The organism is Geomesophilobacter sediminis (assembly GCF_016458275.1).
GTDB classification, from domain to species: domain Bacteria; phylum Desulfobacterota; class Desulfuromonadia; order Geobacterales; family Geobacteraceae; genus Geomesophilobacter; species Geomesophilobacter sediminis.
Map to the genome: position 1 here is coordinate 21,894 of NZ_JAEMHM010000019.1, position 16,914 is coordinate 38,807.

Sequence of the window (16,914 nt, forward strand, 5' to 3'; positions counted from 1 at the left end):
CAGCGGTTTTAGATCCGCTTCCCTTTCGGCATGCTGTGTTTTAATTTTTTGGAACCGTCATATAACGTCTGTTTGGTCAGTTCCCGCTGTGCCTTCAGGTCTTTTTTCTCGTAGTCCACTTCCAGCGATGCTTCGAACCGCTGTGCCAGTTGATCGATCCTGGTCTCTTGATCCTGTGCCATGCTGACTCCCTTTGATACTGGTTAGTGACCTAAAAAATCCTTCCGATGACCTGTCTGCACCCTCCTTGATTTTTTCCCAAATCATAGCAGTTTCCCGGTTTAAAGCAACAAAACATTTGGGTTGATGGCCGCGTCCTAATGGGCTAGTATGTTTGGGCTAATTTGTGTTTCTAAGGATGCTTTCATGCTCAAATATAAAGTGATCGAAATCAACAACGTCAGTGAGGACACCATCGAGGATGCTCTCAACGAGGGAACCTCGGAAGGGTGGCGCTTTGACGGTCTGCACTTTGCCATGCGGGAGTCCAGCAAGCGCCCCTCGATGGCCTTTGTCATTTTTACCCGTGAGGAGGCGTCTTGAACTTCGACAGTAAGACGGTCTATCTGATCGACGGCTCTTCCTATATCTACCGTGCCTACTTTGCCATCCCTCACTTAAGCTCACCCACGGGCTTTCCCACCAATGCCATCTACGGATTCACCCAGATGCTGCTCAAGGTGATGAAGGACCGCAAGCCCTCCCACGTCGCCGTCGTCTTCGACGCTGCCAAGAAGACCTTCCGGCACGACATCTACCCCAACTACAAGGCCAACCGCAGCGCCATGGCGGACGATCTCGCGCCGCAGATCGAGCCGATCAAGGAGGTGGTGCGCGCCTTCCACATCCCGGCGTTGGAACTGCCGGGGTACGAGGCGGACGACCTCATCGGCACCATCGCGCGCGACTGCGAGAAAAAGGGGATGTCCTGCGTCATCGTCACCGGGGACAAGGACCTGATGCAGATCGTGACCGAAAAGGTGACCCTGCTCGACACCATGAAGGAGAAGGCCTTCGGCATCGAGGAGGTGAAGGAGCGCTTCGGGGTGTCTCCGGAGCGGGTGGTGGACGTGCTCGGCCTTTCCGGCGACACCTCGGACAACATTCCCGGCGTCCCCGGGGTGGGCGAGAAGACCGCGATGAAGCTTCTGGACCAGTTCGGGACCATGGACGAGCTTTTGGCCCGGGCCGACGAGGTGAAAGGGAAAACGGGGGAGCGGCTGCGCGAATTCGCCGACCAGGCGCGGCTTTCCCGGCAGCTGGCCACCATCGACGTCACCGTACCCATCGCCTACGACCTGGACTGTTTCGCGGTCTCCGCGCCGGACAACAAGCGGCTTGGCGAGCTCTTCAAGGAGTACGGCTTCCACACCCTGGCGAAGGAGCTCACCTCCAGCGCGACGCTGCCGACCGACCAGTACCGGATGGTCCTCACCCGGGAGGAACTGGAGCAGGTGGTGGCGCGGCTCAAGGATGCCCCCTCCTTCGCCATCGACCTGGAGAGCACGAGCCTCAACCCGCGCGAGGCGATCATCGTCGGCTTTTCGGTCTCCTGCTGCCGCCACGAGGCCTGGTACATCCCGGTGGGCCACGATTACCCCGGCACTCCCGAACAGCTCGACGCCGAACAGGTGATGGAGATTCTGCGCCCGCTTTTGACCGATCCCCGCATCCACAAGATCGGGCAGAACGTGAAGTACGATTACCAGCTTCTGCGCCTTGCCGGGATCCGGATGGACGGGATCTGGTGCGACACCATGCTCATGGCGTACCTTTTGAACCCGGGGCGCAGCGGGCAGGGGCTCGACGCCCTGGCGCTCGAGTACCTCGACCACCGCATGATCTCGTACGAGGAGGTGACCGGCAAGGGGAAGGACCAGCTGAACTTTTCCCAGGTCCCGTTGGAGCGGGCGATGCCGTATGCCTGCGAGGATGCCGATGCCACCTACCTGTTGCATGAGCTCTTCCTCCCCCAGCTCAAGGAGTCGGGGATGGAGTCCCTTTTCAACGAAACCGAGATGCCGCTTCTTGAGGTTTTGGCCGAAATGGAGCTGAACGGGGTCAAGCTCGACCTGCCGCTTTTGCGCGAACTCTCCGACGGCTTCGGAGCAGAACTTGCCCGGCTCGAAGGGCTGATCCATGAGCACTGCGGCGGCCCCTTCAACATCAACTCCCCGAAACAGCTCGGCGAGATACTCTTCGGGAAGATGGGGCTTTCGGTCGGCAAGAAGACCAAGGGGAAGACCGGCTGGTCCACCAACGTCGAGGAGCTGGAGCGCCTGGCCGAGGAGCACGAGGTGGCCAAGCTCCTTTTGCAATACCGCGCCCTCTCCAAGCTGAAATCGACCTACACCGACGCCCTCCCCAAGATGGTCGACCCGCAGAGCGGCCGGGTGCACACCTCCTACAACCAGGCGGTCACCAACACCGGGCGGCTCTCCTCGTCGGACCCGAACCTGCAGAACATCCCGATCCGCACCGAGGAGGGGCGCAACATCCGGCGCGCCTTCATCGCGGAGCAGGGGTGCCTGCTCCTTTCCGCCGACTACTCCCAGATCGAGCTGCGCGTCTTAGCCCACCTCTCCGGGGACCGCGTCTTCTGCGACGCCTTCGCCAACGGGGAGGACATCCACCAGCGCACCGCCGCCGAGGTCTTCGGCCTCTTCCCGCAGATGGTGACCCCGGAGCAGCGGCGCCAGGCCAAGACGATCAACTTCGGCGTGATCTACGGCCAGAGCGCCTTCGGTCTGGCCAAGGAGCTCGGCATCCCGTCCAAGCAGGCCAAGGCCTTCATCGACCACTACTTCGAGCGGCACAGCGGCGCGCGCGCCTTTTTGGACAGCTGCATCACCGAGGCGGAGGTGGCCGGCTACGTGACGACGCTTTTGGGGCGCCGGCTCCCGATCCCGGACATCCACAGCAAGAACCCGAACGTGCGCAACTTCGCGCACCGAAATGCGATCAACTACCCGATCCAGGGCTCCGCCGCCGACATCATCAAGCGGGCGATGATCGTGGTCACCCGCAGCATGGCCGAGGCGGGGCTGAAGAGCCGCCTGATCATGCAGGTGCACGACGAACTGGTATTCGAGGTGCCGCTCGCCGAGCGCGCGGCGATGGAGGAGTTGGTCCGGACCGGGATGGAGGGGGCGGTGCCGCTCAAGGTACCGCTGAAGGTCGACCTGAACTTCGGCGCCAACTGGAGCGAGGCACACTGACGTGCAGCATCGGTGGATTTTTATGGCATGGTAGGGCTTCCGCCCCGCCCCTCACCCCGACCCTCTCCCGGAGGGCGCGGGAGGAAAAGGACTGCGAGCGAGGCACAACGATTTAATTAAACGTGAGGTGGGGTAGGTATGACCCAGGACTTCGAAGAATACGCGCGGTATTTTCCCCCCGGGATCAGGGTGCGGGTGGGAATTCCCCTTGAGACGGGGAGGATGTTCCAGGAGTGGGGCGTCGTGGCCGCAATGGACGACGATCTCCTGGAGCTGAGGCTCTCCCGGGACCTGCTACCCGTGGAGGCCCGGCTGGAGATCGGCCGCGCCGTGGAGCTCCGGGTGGTGCACCGGGAGAAGGTCCGCTTCTGCCGCGGCGTCGTGGTCACCGAGGACATCGACAAGAACTGCTCGATCCGGCTCATCGAGGACGTCGTCATCGACGAGCCCCGCGAGTTCTACCGGCACGAGGTTTTCCTCCCGGTCGAGTACCGGGTCCCGTTCCACCAGGACGTCAACGAGATCAAGAAGGAATGGCAGGAGAAGCACCGGGACCGGGAGTTCGCCTACCAGCAGCCCTCCCCGGACGAGCCCGACGATGTCGTGGCGCGGCGCGAGGCGCTGCGCCGGGAGCTGGAGGCGGGCCCGCGGGTCCCGCCGCAGGCCGCGAACATGAGCGGCGGCGGGCTGCGTTTCATCGTTGCCGAGGTGCTGGAGCCGGGCACTCTGGTGGCATTGACCATCTACCTGCCCGGGCGGAAGGTGCTCCACATCGTCGGTGAGGTCGTCGCCCGCCAGCAGCTGCGCGACGGCACCCACTTCAGCACCGCCCTGCGTTTTCGCTTCATCGACGAGCGGGACCGCGACGCCATCGTCGCCTACATCTCCGCCGAACAGCTCGCCCACCTCGCGGAAATGCGGGAGAGGATGTCCGCGGAGTACCAGGCCGGCTCCTTTTTCGGCAACCGGCAGTACTGGATCGCCGTCACCGTTGGCCTCGCCATCATCGTGGGGGCCGCCTGGTACCTCACCCACGCCATCCTGGAAAGCCAGCGGCGCGGCGAAAAGCACATCATCGAGCAGGTCTTCGAAGACGGCATCAAGAAATATCTCCGACAGCGGGATTGACCATATCCATCGCGTCTTCGATCATGATCTCCAGCTCGGCGAGCATGATCTCCTTGATCCCCAGCCCTTGGGCTTCGAAGGTGGCGGCGAGCATGAGGGAGGGATCGGGGTTGTTGCTGATCCCGATCTTGCGGCAGGCGTTGTCCACCAGGTGGACGATGCTTAAAAGCAGGTTGCTCGTGTCTTTCTGCTCCCGGTGGTGGTCGCGGACGATCACGCAGTACAGGTCCGGGAGGTTCCAGCGCTGCATCAGCTCGTAACCGGAGTCGGCATGCATGCTGAGCATGATCTCGGTGACCAGCTCGCGGCTGATGCTCTTGATCGGCTGCTCCTCGCTTCCCCCCATCCCTTCCACAACCTTCAGGATCAAGAGATTCCCGATGTCGTGCAAGAGCCCCGCGATGAATGCCTCCTGGGCGAGGTGGCCGTAGCCGGTCTTCTCCGCCAGCCACCGCGAGCCGATCGCGCAGCCGATCGCGTGCCTCCAGAGGAGTTGGGCGTACGCCTTCAGTTCCGGACTGTTGAGACTTTGGTAGCTGTTCTGCTGGCTCGCCAGCATGGCGACCGAGGCGACCTCCCGGGCCCCCAGGCGCACCACCGCCTCGGTGATGGTGGTTACCTTGGACAGGCCGCTGAAAAACGCGGAATTGGCCAGCCGCAGGATCTGGCTGGTGAGCGCCGGGTCCTTGATGATCAACGCCACCACCTGGTCGATGGTGAAATCCTTCGCCGAGAGAAGCGCCTGCAGCTTCACCGCGATCGGATGGAACATCGGCAGGTTGAGAGTCTCCTGGGTCAACTGGTCTTGGATCAGCTCCACGAACGATTTGGTGCTCATGTCATTCCCCCAGTAAGCGCCTGATCTCCGCGACCGGGCGCGGCCTGCCGATCCTCGGCAGCAGTCGCACGCAGTCCTGCAATGAAACCATCCCCTGGGCCGCCTTGGCCAAACCCGACTCCAAAAGCGTCACCATCCCCGTCGTCTCGGTGCTGATCCTCCTGATCTCATAGGAGGTCTTCTTGCTGAGGATGGCGTCTTTGACCAGCTCGTTCAGGATCAGCATCTCGAACACCCCGACCCGGCCCCGGTAGCCGCTGTAACGGCATTTGGCGCAGCCGCGTCCCTTCTTGAATTCCGCTCCGCGCAGGTCCTCGTGGCTGTAGCTGATCCTTCTGAGTTCGGTCGGGGTGGGGAGCACCGGCTCGGCGCAGGCGCTGCAGATCCGGCGCAACAGGCGCTGGGCCAGCACGCAGTTCACCGTGGAGGCGATCAGGAAGGCCTCGATGTTCATGTTCAAGAGGCGCAAAAGCCCTCCCACTGCATCCTCGGTGTGGAAGGTGGTGAGAACCTTGTGCCCGGTGAGCGCGGCCTGGATCGCGGTCTCGGCCGAGAAGTTGTCCCTTATTTCCCCCAAAACGATGATGTCCGGGTCCTGGCGCACGATGTGGCGCAGCGTCTCGTCGAACGTCACCCCGATCTTGCTGTTGATGGAGCACTGGGCGATCCCTTCGACGATGTACTCGACCGGTTCCTCGACGGTGACGATGCAGGCGTCCAGGGTATTGAGATGCTGGACACAGCTGTACAGGGTCGAGGTCTTGCCGCTGCCGGTGGGGCCGGTGACGATCATGACCCCGCTGGGGGGATCGAGCGCGTCGTCGATGAAGCGCTCCAGCATCCGGTCCGGCATCCCGATCTCCTTGAGTTCGAGGAGTTCCCCTTTCTTGTTCAAAAGCCTGAGGACGATCTTTTCCCCGTGGATGGTGATGTAAAAGGAGACCCGCATGTCCAGGATCTGGCCGCTCTTGGCGCTCTCGTAGCAGATGCGGCCGTCCTGGTGGCGCCTTCTTTCCGCGATGTCGGCATCGGCCATGACCTTGACCCGGGAGCTGATCGGCATGGAGAGCTCCTTGGGGAAGTCCTTGTACAGGGTGAGGATCCCGTCGCGCCGGAAACGGACCCGCAGTTTTCCCTTGAGCGGCTCGATGTGGATGTCGCTGGCCCCCTCCCGCATCGCCTCTTCGAAGATGCTGTTGACGATGCCGGTGACGGTGTGCTCGTCGGTGGCGGTGCTGTCGCCGCCGGTGGCGGTCCCCTTCTTCAGGAGGGTGACCGCCTCGCGGATCCCCTTCAGGGTGGCGATGGCGAAGGTAGTCCCGATGCCGAAGAGCTTCTCCGATATCTTGCGTGCTTCGGCGTCGAGCGGGTCGGCCAGGGCGACCAGCACCCGGCCCGCCTCCTCGCGGATCGGGAGGAAGCTGTGCTGGGCGATCCACTGGGGCGGAATGCGCCCCAGCAGGGCCCGGTCGATGGTGGCGACGTCGATGTCGAGGTAGGGATAGCCGAGCTGGTAGGCAAGCGCTTCGGCCAGGGTGTATTCCTCGATGAAGCGCTGTTCCACCAGGATCTCACCCAAAAGCTTGGTGTTTTCCCCTTCCTGCTGGATCGCGAGCGCCGCCTGGAGCTCGCCCGGCTTCAGATAACCGAGCTCCACCAGGAGCGCGCCGAGCTTCACCGAGTGGATCCCTTGCTGCAGGGTGGTCCGGAGCTGCTCCCGGTTGAAGAAACCGAGGTCCAGCATCACCGAGACCAGGGTCTTCGGAGTGAGGAGCTTCCCCTTGACCCGCTTGGCATGTTGCAACTGTTCCGGGGTGAGATGTCCGGCCTTCACCAACAGCGCCGCGATCTCGAGTCCGGAATCTTCCGTGCTTATCTGGACACCGCTGTCGTTTGCCATGGGGCGCTCCTAAAATAGGGGTCGGGGGTCCGGATTGGGGGCAAATCGCTTTGCTCTCCCCTCTCCAAACCCCCGACCATGCCCTCGCTGGAGAGCCCGGATCCGGTAGCGGCCGCGTGCCGCGGCGCCCCGGACCCCTTGCTCTCGTTGACTTTTGACCCAAATGGCTGGTATTATATCACGCGAATTGGAGGCGGCTAATGTATGTTCAGCCTTTCCCGCCGGCCCCGGACTTCCCCAACTCCCCACCCGCAAATACATTTTCAAGATTGGAGAGCCTGACATGATGCGGAATCTATCCTGCCTCGTCGCGGTGCTTTGCGCCGTTTTTCAGCTCACCGGATGTGTCTCCAACGAGACCTACCGCGTGAAGGAACAGGAGGCGGCCCGACTGGGCAAGAGCCTCGAAGAACAGCAGGGGGAGGGGAAAAAGCTCGCCGCCCGCAACGAACAGTGCCAGGGGGAGGTGCAGCGCCTCTCCGGCGATCTGAAGACGGTCCAGGGCGAGCGCGATGCGCTGGCAACGTCGAAGAAGGGGCTGGAGGAGAGCCTGCGCTCCACCGCCGATTCCAAAAACGCGCGCATCGCCGAGCTGAGCCAGACCCTGGGCGAGCAGCAGACCGAGAACAAGCGCCTCAAGGACGAACTGGTCCGGCAGCAAAAGCTCAAGGAGCTCGAGGTGCAGAAGACCAGCAAGACCTACGAGGACCTGCTGGACAAGATGAAAGGGGAGATTTCCAAGGGTGAGATCACCATCTCCGAGTTGAAGGGGAAACTGACCGTGAACGTGGTGGAGTCGGTTCTCTTCGACTCCGGCAAGGCGGAAGTGAAGCCGGAAGGAAAGGCGGTGCTCTTCAAGGTCGTAGACATCCTGAAGACGCTCAAGGACAAGGCGATCCGCGTCGAGGGGCACACCGACAACGTTCAGATCGGTGGCGAACTGGTCCGCCGCTACCCCACGAATTGGGAGCTCTCCGCGGCCCGTGCCATCAACGTGACCCGCTACCTGCAGCAAAACGGTATCGACCCGCACCTTTTGGCGGCGGTGGCGTTCGGTGAATACCATCCCGTTGCCTCCAACGACACCCCCGAGGATCGGGCAAAAAACCGGAGAATCGAGATCACCCTCGTTTCCAACGAATAGCAATTCAGCGAGAGGATATGAAGAAAAAGCAGCCCACCCAACAGAAACCGAAGGAGTTTTCGGCCTCCCCGTTCCAGGCGTTGAAAAAGCTGGTCGCCTCAGGGGAAAAGGAAGCTCCGGCTGCCAAGCAGCCCGCCCCGGCGACGAAGCCGGCCGGGGCCAAGCCCCCCGTAAAGCCCGCTGCCACGCCGGCCGCCAAAACGCCCCCGTCGCGTGAGGAAGCCGAAGACATGTCGTTTTTCTTCGATGCCATGGAGGGGGTGCAGCGGCTCGGCCAGAAGGGAACTCCTGCCCCGGCCCAGCCGGCCCAGCCGACCGCGCCGAAATCTACCAAGCGGGACGATGATGATGCGCGGGTTTTTCTGCAGGCGGTGGAAGCGCTGCGGATGGACGTCCGGTTTACCGATGAGATCCCGGAGCCGACGGCACCTCCCGCGTCGGTAAACCGTTTGCGCCAGGTGCGCCGGGGGACGATCCGGGTGGACCTGGAGCTCGACCTGCACGGCCTGACGCGCGAGGAGGCGATCGAGAACCTGGAGCGGTTCGTCAAGGGGGCCTATGGCCGCGGCCAGAAAGGGGTGCTGGTCATCACCGGGAAGGGGAACAATTCTCCCGGTGAGCCGGTACTGAAACAGGCCGTCGCTACCTGGTTGCGCGAGGCGGGGAAGCCGATGGTCGCGGAGTTCGTGGCGGCCCCCCGCGAAATGGGAGGCGGCGGCGCCTTCGTCGTCTTTCTGAAGGAAAAGAAGCCGCCCGAGCCCGACCAGGGGGAGCCCTCCGAGGGTAAATAGGTGCAAAAAGAGACGCCCCGGCAGATACCGGGGCGTCTCTTTTTTCGAAACCTTTGGGTTCGGAGGGGCACTTAACTTCTCATTTCTTGCTTAGCGCCATTACCCTGTGGGAGCGCCCTTCCGGGCGCGGTCAAGGACCGCCAATCGCGCCCGGAAGGGCGCTCCCACAGCAGCATGAGTCCTCGCGCCGCTACTTCCCTTTCTTCTCTTTCCCCCCATTCGCTTTTTTAAGTTTGGCCGGTACGGCTTTAACCTCTTTCCGTCTTTCCGGCTTTACCACCACTCCCTTGGTCGGCCCATCGGCCGCCACGCTCTTTAGCGCCTGTTCGACCGAACGGCAAAGCGACTTGAGCACCTTGATCCGGGCGAAATACTTGTTGTTCGCCTCAACCAGCACCCAAGGTGTGATCTCGGCGCTGGTGCGGTCGATCATGTCGCAGATCGCCGCCTCGTACTCGTCCCACTTGTCCCGGTTGCGCCAGTCCTCCTCGGTGATCTTGAAGCGCTTGAACGCGACCCGTTCGCGCTCCTCGAAACGGCGCAACTGTTCCTCCTTGCTGATCGCCAGCCAGAACTTCACCACCAGGAAGTGATGGCGCTCCAGCTGCTCCTCGAAGTCGTTGATCTCGCCATAGGCCCGCATCCAGTCCGCCGGGGAGCAGTATCCCTCCACCCGTTCCACCAGAACCCGGCCGTACCAGGAACGGTCGAAGATGGCGAAGGTGCCCCGCGGCGGGAGTCGGCGCCAGAAGCGCCACAGCCAGGGCTGCAGCCGCTCCTCCTCGGAAGGCGCAGCGACGGGATTGCTCCGGTACTGCCGGGCGTCGAGCGCTTGCGTCACGCGGCGGATGGCTCCCCCCTTGCCGGCGGCATCGTTTCCTTCGAAGACGACGAGCAGGGAGATTTTCTTGAAATCCGGGTGGCGGGAGAGCAGGTTCAGCTTCCCTTGCCAGTGCTCCAGTTCTTTCTTGTAATCGGCCTTGCTCAGCTTCTGGTCGAGTTGCAGGGATTTCAAAACGGTGCGCCCGTCGATGGCGGTGGTGACCGGTGGGAAGCTTGCTTCCGGCGCCGGCGGTGGCGCGTCGAGCCGCTCGCGGAGCGCCTGGAGTATCACCTTTCCAATGGTGAGGGAGCGATAGTTCGGGTCGCTGCCGTCGACGATGAACCAGGGGGCGCGGGGGGAACTGGTGACGCGGAGCATCCGCTCGGAGACCTGGTGAAACCGGTCGTACAGCTTGAGGTGGCGGCGGTCCTTCTCGGTGACCCGCCAGCGGGTGTCGGGATCTTTTTCCAGCGCCTTGAGGCGTTTTTTCTGCTGGTCGGCGGAGAGGTGGAGCCAGAACTTGAGGATCAGCGCCCCCTCGTCGCAGAGGATCTTCTCGAAACGGTTGATCCGTTCCAGTCGCTGGTCGAGCTCGGCGTTGCCTATCGAGCCGTAGACGTTTTCCAAAAGCGGACTGGAGTACCAGCTCCCGATGAAGATGCCGATTTTGCCGCGTGGTGGAAGTACACGCCAGTAGCGCCACATCGGCGGGCGCTGCAGCTCCTCGTCGGTGAGATCGCGCAGCGCGTGAGTTTCGATGTGGCGCGGATCCAGCCATTCGTTGAGGAGGTTTACTGTCTCACCTTTCCCGGCCATGTCGACCCCTGCCATCAGGATGATCAGGGGGAACTTGCGCGTATCCAGGAGATCGTACTGCGCGTCAAGAAGGGCCTCCCGCAGCGGAGGAAGCTCGCGCTTGTAGGTAGCATTGTCGATCTTGTGACCCAGCTCCGCCGATTCAAACATGCAGCCCTCCCTTGCCACAGCAGGTAAACGTTATGCCCCTCTCCCCCTGGGCGAGGGTGCCCGGAGGGCGGGGCGCTACAACGTGATTTCCCTCACCCCAGCCCGCTCCCCGAGGGAGAGGGAGGTTTGAAACGATACTTGCTAGGGGTGCTTTTTACGCTCTTTCCATTCCCGGTACGGATGGGTGACGAGGCTCGCGTTGGAATAGCGCCGATCATCGCTTACCTCTGCTCCGACCCAAGGCGGGTGGGGAGGCCGCTGTTCTTCCGATTCGAGCTCGACCTCCGCGATGAAGAGACCTTCGTTCTCGCCGAAAAACTCGTCGACCTCCCAGGTGAATCCCTCGTGGACGATCTCGTAGCGGATTTTCTCGATCACCGGCTGCACGCAGATATCCCGCAACAGCTCCTCGGCATCGGCAAGCGGCAGGGGATACTCGAACTCGGATGCCGATATTCCCTGACGCTCCCCCTTGATGGTCAAAAACGCTGCTGTTTCCTTGGTGCGGACCCGGACCACCCGGCCCTTGTCCAGGCAGAGGTATCCCTGCCGGAGGTGGGTCCCTTTTCCGGCGTGGTTGCGCCAGCTTTCATCTTTGAGTAAGAACTTGCGTTCGATCTCCGTGGGCATAGTGCGATCCTTTTCAGTATCAGCGGGAAGTGGACCAGAAAAAGGTACCTTGTTCTCTGGATGACTCAAGAGGATATTGTCAGCCGAGCTAAGAAAAAAGCCCCTCTCCTGACGGATAGGGGCTTTTTTTTGATGGAGCCGAAGAGCGGACTCGAACCGCCGACTTGCTGATTACGAATCAGCTACTCTACCAACTGAGTTACTCCGGCCTATTTGTTTTTCACTGCCAAGCTTGTTCCGTCGATCTGGCTGCCGGTGACGGCGTAGTGTGGATGGAACAAGTCAACGCAACTTTTTACCTTAAAAACGGTGCATCGTCAATGAGATTTTCCGAAGCAGATCCTGTCTCTGCCGAAGGCAGGAGCGACTCTGTGCCATGTCCCCTGTCGGTAAACAGCTGCCGCTCCGGGGGGGGGGCTAAGACAGCAACGCAACCTGCCGACCTGCCGGTGCTTCCACGTCAAAAAGTGGCTGCCCCGGATTCATCAGCGCGAGATCAAGCGCGGCCGCGGTGCGGGCGCTCTGGTTGCCGTTCTTCAGGACTTGCTGCAGGTGGAGTTTGGAGAGGGGCTGACCCAGGCGATGGCGGACGCCCGGACGGAAATTCTTCCTGTTCTCGTTCCACCAGGCGGCGACCTTTTTCCCGTCCGGCCAGGGGAGCCCTCGATCAGGGGCCTGGGTAGGCTCCGATGCATCCCCGGCGGTCTCAGATGGTGAACCGCAAGGTTTCGCAGGTGCTGTATCGAGCTTCAAGTTGGCCAAGTCGACACCCGTTATCAGGCTAAACGCTGCCCCGGCACCTCGTGCATAGGTGGGAGCTGCCATCTGTTCCAAAAGCCACGGAACCAGCATCGGATCTCCGATTATGCCGGCGGCATCTGCTGCCAGTCGGCGGGTGGATTGATAACGCGCCAAGACATCCCACCATCGGTGAGCCTTTGACTGCTCCATGTGCCTGAGAGCCAGCGCTAAGGCCCGGTGCCGGAATTCGGACTCCGGAGTGATGAACTTCGTCAGTACGGACATTGCATCGGGGTCCCCCGCCATGACTCCGGCCCAGGCGGCCCAAAATCTCACCTCATGGTCATCTGCCTGGTAGGAGTGGCTCAGGTGGACCAGGTTCAGCCTTCCCCGTCTCCCCAACTCCCCCATGGATCTCATCGTCCGTGCGACGAGAAGGGGGCAGGCATCGTAGGCTGCGTGATTGAGAAGGTGGCCGGGATCGTGGCGGTGGAAAGCGCAGGCGGAGACCGTGATGTAGCGGTGCAGGGGCGAATCGGATCGGAACAGGAAATCGATGTGAGGCTTCGCCTTGGTGAATGGCAGCCAGCCCAAGGCCGATGCAATGGCTTTCAAAAAGCCGGCATCTTCCGCTGCTTTTTCCAGGAGAGCCTCGATGCTTTCCTGATCGGCAGTTTTGAATGCCGGATAGGCCACGGCAAAGTAATCGCTTGCCTCCGGGAACGCTGGCCAATGCTCCCAGCCGTCCCCTCCGGACTCTTTGGCAAGGGTTAAGCCGGCGAGGTTTGCCGCCAAGCGTCGGTCGTGCCGGCTGAGGTCGGCCAAGCTCCGATCCGGCGCTGTGACGATTTCCGAGCGGCTGTTCCATAGGAAGACGACTTCTTCACCATGCTGGCTGATGACCGCAGGAACGGTAACTGCCCCTTTGCCCTTTTTTGCATCGGTCGAAGTCTCCTGGCATCCATGTCCCCTTTGCAGCGACAGGGCCCGCCGGGCGGAGCCCTCATCGGAACAGTAGACGACAACGCGGGTAGGAGAGGGCGTCTCGGATAGAAGATCGAGAGCAGTGGCGAGCAGCACTGCGCCCATGGCCATCCCGCAGTCACCGGTGCAGTCGGCCGGGTGCAGCAATTCTGTTTCCGCCTTTCCTACGAAGACCCGTGAGGCGGCCAGTGCCCATTCCTGCGATCTTTTGCCATTTCCATTGAGGTCCGCGACCACATGGATCAACTGCCTGCCACCGTTGCTATCAATAGGGGGCACCGTCTTATTCAAGGCTTCGCTGAGCCCGACCGCGCTGAACTCGGATTTGCTACTGTTCCAAGGGCAAGGCTCGATGCCGCCGCCCCATGAGTCGATAAAACCGAGTGGGGCAGCGCCACGGCGAGCGGCGCTTGATGCCAACTCCAGCGCAAATACGCCCGCCGCCTCGCCGGCAACGATCCCTTCCGGGTTGTCCATCCGACTTTTCAGCCGGTCTTCTTCCAATAACAGTTCGAGGATTTCGGTGCCGCAAAGAGAATCGACGCATCCTATGAACGCCAGTTCTACCGCACGTTTCTGCAATGCTTCGGCAGCTTGAATGAGATCTTCGAAAAAGAGGCAGCGTCCAAGCTGGCTATCTGGTTCGTTTTTCTTCTGGGGGATGTGAACCGAGATCTCGGGGTGGGCGGCTAGGAGAAGCGGGACCGGGGCCCTTGGGTCGGGCGACGACCCGGCCGAAACCAGCCACAACGCCCGTTGCCGAAGGTGGTTGGGAATTCCCTCTGTGCATTCCGTGATTGCCCGGGAGAGGAGCGCGATGGACCGATCTGCGCCCTGGAGGTCACGCGGGCAAATGTTATGCGGCAAACGCGCAATGGTGGCGCCGCATAGTTCAGTTCCGTACTGGTCACATTCGACCAGGACCGTTTCGTGTTCGGAGAAGTTGGCCAGCCCGCTGCGGATGGCGGCAAGGGAACTGGCGGCGTCCAATCCCAGTGAGGTCACGAGCCCCATGGCCGTGATGGCAACCCGATCCGAGGTGGCGGGGCTGTTCATGACGGCTTCCGAACGAACATCGGTTTCATCGAGTCGAGGATGGCGTCCCAGATCTGCAGCTTCTCGTCCAGGTTGCCGTCCGGGGATTGCATTTCGATCTTGGTCGTCGGGTACTCGCCGGAATTGTCTCTGCCGTTGAACTGCCAGGTGAATACCAAATCTTTGGAATCCCCTTCCCGTATCCTCAGAACCGATTCCTCCCCCGGCATCCCTGCGACTTCGCGATGACGCAGGCGGATTTTCGATATGCTCCCACCAGGAACGAGAATTGACGCGGCAATCATGGCTCTCGTCCCATTGATGAGACTGCTTTTTTCGATCTTCTGAGTGAGGTCCATATTCATCTCTATTACCAACGTGAGGTTGAGTGGGTGACCTTCGAAACGTACAATGGATTCTTCCTGTTCCGAATATGGAAGGTTAATCATCCCGTGTTCGAGGTAAAAGCTATCTCTTTGGTGTGAGACGGTGTATTGGTCAAATGGTTGATATGCCTTAGCAATTGTCTCATAATTCCGTATGCTTAGGCGTTCGAAACTTTCTCTCCTGATGTCAATGTTATCTGTGGTTAACCACACTCCTACTTTCCCAGAATCAAATAATAGTGACCAACGTCCGCCCACGGAGTCAAACTCATCATTGTAATATAGGATTCCCTTAGACCATTTGCCCTCGATATTGAATTCAGGCTGCAAAATAACTACCTTGTTTACACCTTCGGGCGGTTGGAGACGATTTACCTCATTTATAAAAGTTTTCCATTCTTGATCTCGTGCCTGCTCCTGTGATATGCGAGGCGGCCAGATAATTTCTTTGATATCTGCGAATCTCAATTGTGACGAACGCAGCTTCTGCTCCATAAGGGTTGGTATTCCTATTGAAAATCTTCCTATACGATATGTGTTCATCAGCTTTCTTCCTTTTTTTTCTGGAGATGTTTCAAACCTTACTTGAAGTACGGCTGCCCACGAGAAGAAAATGGCTAGGATGATCCAGAATGGATTCAACCTATTCATTACCTTAATCATCTCAACCTCCAATTCTCTTTGTTGATGCTGAAACCTCTCTATCCATTATTCCGTTTGCTAATTTGACGATTGCACCGACTACATATTCGATTGCACTCCTGTCGGCGTAGACCTCCTGGTGTGGAAGCCCCTTAAGTTGATGGGAATTCAGAACCATCTTCAGTGCGGTCGCCGACGAAACAGGAACTGTCCCATCGCCTCCTCCGTGATAATTGTTTGGGTGCAACAGCTTCACTCGCCGTGTCGTAGGATTGATGCTGGACGGTATTTGTATATCATCGCCATCTGAGTACATTATGCTGTTTCCTCGGGATAAAGTCGTAGAGGCCGGACTTGTTGCAATAGATGTTGAAAATTTAAAAGCCGATGGTTGCTCTTGCTTTTGAAGTGACAATAGCTCCTGCTCAAATCCAATGAAATCAACAGTGTTCAGCATAGAAGAGAAAAATTGATAGGTGCGCTTGTGGCAGGAATCCCTTAGGCACGAGTGGAAAAATTCTGCCTTGTTAAGACATGTTATGAAGCTGTTCCAAGATGTCGTCCTGGTTGCATTTTGTGCAATCTCAGTGCCCCCCTTGTCTTTTGGGGACAACCAGTCTGGATCTATCAGTCGCCAGTACCGATTACCCTCTTTGTATATTTCTTTGTATGGATTGCCCATGCGCGGCAGGCTGGTGAACCCTCCATTTGCCGCGGGTATTTTCAGCCACGCTGCTTCCTGTTTGTTATTTCTATATAGCTGGTTCGGCAGTAGCTCCAGGCATCCTGGAGAGTTGCCCATGATACAAGTAACTTCCTCACCGTTAGTTCCAAGTACCCATGCTGAGGCTTTGCTACAAAATCTGTTCAAAAAGCCGGTTCCGACCCGCTCGAATCCCGCTTTCATTCGCCAGTACGCTGCCGCAGCACCGGTGACTGGCTGCACCCCATGGATTACGCCGAGCACGTTATTCTCTGCATTCCAAAGCTTGCATGCAGAGCGGCAGACGAGTCCCCCCATAGAGTGGCTGACGAGGATCACATATGTACATAATCTACCCTTGGACCTGTACCAACCGATGATCTTTTCAATCTTTTCTGCGAGCTTATGTCCAGATTCGCGGTTGGTGTCCGTCCAGTTATATCCGAAGGCCCAAACAGGAAATTCGAAACAAATCCCAATCATGTCATTTAATTTTGTCCGTCGTCTCAACTCCTCAGCCGAAGTGGGACCATAATCCACATGCTGGGACCATTGGTGGTTCTGTAATGTTTCCAGGAAATTTCCATACGAGCCCCAATAGACACCTCCCCAGCCCCGGGCCGCGCGATAAGGATCCAGTGGACTGTTCACCTTCCGGTTGTGATCATGGTTGTCCTCATCCACCTCGAGATAGCTCCCATTAAATGAATTTCCGATCAGCATCCGTTTCCTTTGTGCCGGCGTATTCCAGAACCCGCCATATTTCCGGAACATGCACATGATCTCCCGGTCTGGGTCCCAGACGATTTCGCCGGTTTTTTTGTTCTTCAGCCGGCTCCCCATGATGCCGGGGACGAAGATGATGGGGATCACTTCGCGGTTGATGCGTATCCGGTTGTACTTTTCCTGGTCCAGCCCGGGGATCGGCTTGAACAGATCCGGCCAGTCGATGTCGATGTAGTTGCGCTTTCCCATAGTCGACCCC

The 16,914-nt window shown here is 59.7% G+C and carries 13 protein-coding genes and 1 tRNA gene; 5 read left to right on the forward strand and 9 right to left on the reverse strand.

Going from position 1 to position 16,914, the window contains the following annotated elements:
- Window positions 1-8: 8 nt before the first annotated feature.
- Window positions 9-182 (reverse strand): hypothetical protein, encoded by a 174-nt coding sequence (locus JFN93_RS19945; RefSeq protein WP_199385905.1) that lies wholly within the window; start codon window positions 180-182, stop codon window positions 9-11.
- A 184-nt stretch (window positions 183-366) separates the two neighbouring features.
- Between JFN93_RS19945 and JFN93_RS19950 the strand changes: the two genes are divergently transcribed.
- The 3 genes from JFN93_RS19950 (at window position 367) to JFN93_RS19960 (ending at window position 4,346) form a co-directional block, all read left to right on the forward strand.
- On the forward strand, window positions 367-543 hold the full coding sequence (locus tag JFN93_RS19950) for a DUF4177 domain-containing protein (RefSeq protein WP_199385906.1): 177 nt from the start codon (window positions 367-369) through the stop codon (window positions 541-543).
- Window positions 540-3,218, forward strand: coding sequence for a DNA polymerase I (gene polA / locus JFN93_RS19955; RefSeq protein WP_199385907.1), 2,679 nt, complete (start codon window positions 540-542; stop codon window positions 3,216-3,218). The genes JFN93_RS19950 and polA overlap by 4 nt, the downstream gene beginning before the upstream one ends.
- 138 nt (window positions 3,219-3,356) lie before the next feature.
- Window positions 3,357-4,346, forward strand: a complete 990-nt coding sequence (locus JFN93_RS19960; protein WP_199385908.1) for a PilZ-like domain-containing protein — start codon at window positions 3,357-3,359, stop codon at window positions 4,344-4,346.
- On the opposite strand, the gene JFN93_RS19965 is transcribed toward JFN93_RS19960, so the two are convergent.
- Window positions 4,318-5,184: an HDOD domain-containing protein gene (locus JFN93_RS19965; RefSeq protein ID WP_199385909.1), complete on the reverse strand. Its 867-nt coding sequence runs from the start codon at window positions 5,182-5,184 to the stop codon at window positions 4,318-4,320. The genes JFN93_RS19960 and JFN93_RS19965 overlap by 29 nt on opposite strands.
- Before the next feature lies 1 nt (window position 5,185).
- Window positions 5,186-7,084, reverse strand: a complete 1,899-nt coding sequence (locus tag JFN93_RS19970) for a GspE/PulE family protein (RefSeq protein WP_199385910.1) — start codon at window positions 7,082-7,084, stop codon at window positions 5,186-5,188.
- A gap of 283 nt (window positions 7,085-7,367) precedes the next feature.
- On the opposite strand from JFN93_RS19970, the gene JFN93_RS19975 reads away from it, so the two are divergent.
- Together JFN93_RS19975 and JFN93_RS19980 are read left to right on the forward strand one after the other, a co-directional pair.
- On the forward strand, window positions 7,368-8,228 hold the full coding sequence (locus JFN93_RS19975; protein ID WP_199385911.1) for an OmpA family protein: 861 nt from the start codon (window positions 7,368-7,370) through the stop codon (window positions 8,226-8,228).
- 17 nt (window positions 8,229-8,245) lie between these two features.
- The gene (locus JFN93_RS19980) at window positions 8,246-9,019 is read left to right on the forward strand and encodes a Smr/MutS family protein (protein ID WP_199385912.1); all 774 of its coding nucleotides are present in this window, start codon (window positions 8,246-8,248) and stop codon (window positions 9,017-9,019) included.
- 190 nt (window positions 9,020-9,209) lie between these two features.
- On the opposite strand, the gene pap is transcribed toward JFN93_RS19980, so the two are convergent.
- The 6 genes from pap to JFN93_RS20010 form a co-directional block, all read right to left on the reverse strand.
- On the reverse strand, window positions 9,210-10,808 hold the full coding sequence (gene pap, locus JFN93_RS19985) for a polyphosphate:AMP phosphotransferase (protein WP_199385913.1): 1,599 nt from the start codon (window positions 10,806-10,808) through the stop codon (window positions 9,210-9,212).
- A gap of 141 nt (window positions 10,809-10,949) precedes the next feature.
- Window positions 10,950-11,438 (reverse strand): CYTH domain-containing protein, encoded by a 489-nt coding sequence (locus JFN93_RS19990; RefSeq protein WP_199385914.1) that lies wholly within the window; start codon window positions 11,436-11,438, stop codon window positions 10,950-10,952.
- Between the two features lie 133 nt (window positions 11,439-11,571).
- Window positions 11,572-11,647: transfer RNA gene (locus JFN93_RS19995), tRNA-Thr, on the reverse strand.
- A gap of 208 nt (window positions 11,648-11,855) precedes the next feature.
- The gene (locus tag JFN93_RS20000; RefSeq protein ID WP_199385915.1) at window positions 11,856-14,219 is read right to left on the reverse strand and encodes a TIGR02270 family protein; all 2,364 of its coding nucleotides are present in this window, start codon (window positions 14,217-14,219) and stop codon (window positions 11,856-11,858) included.
- Window positions 14,216-15,247 carry a T6SS immunity protein Tli4 family protein gene (locus JFN93_RS20005; protein ID WP_199385916.1) on the reverse strand — a complete coding sequence of 344 codons (1,032 nt, stop codon included), beginning with the start codon at window positions 15,245-15,247 and terminating at the stop codon, window positions 14,216-14,218. The genes JFN93_RS20000 and JFN93_RS20005 overlap by 4 nt, the downstream gene beginning before the upstream one ends.
- Before the next feature lies 1 nt (window position 15,248).
- Window positions 15,249-16,904: an esterase/lipase family protein gene (locus tag JFN93_RS20010; protein WP_199385917.1), complete on the reverse strand. Its 1,656-nt coding sequence runs from the start codon at window positions 16,902-16,904 to the stop codon at window positions 15,249-15,251.
- Window positions 16,905-16,914 lie beyond the last annotated feature (10 nt).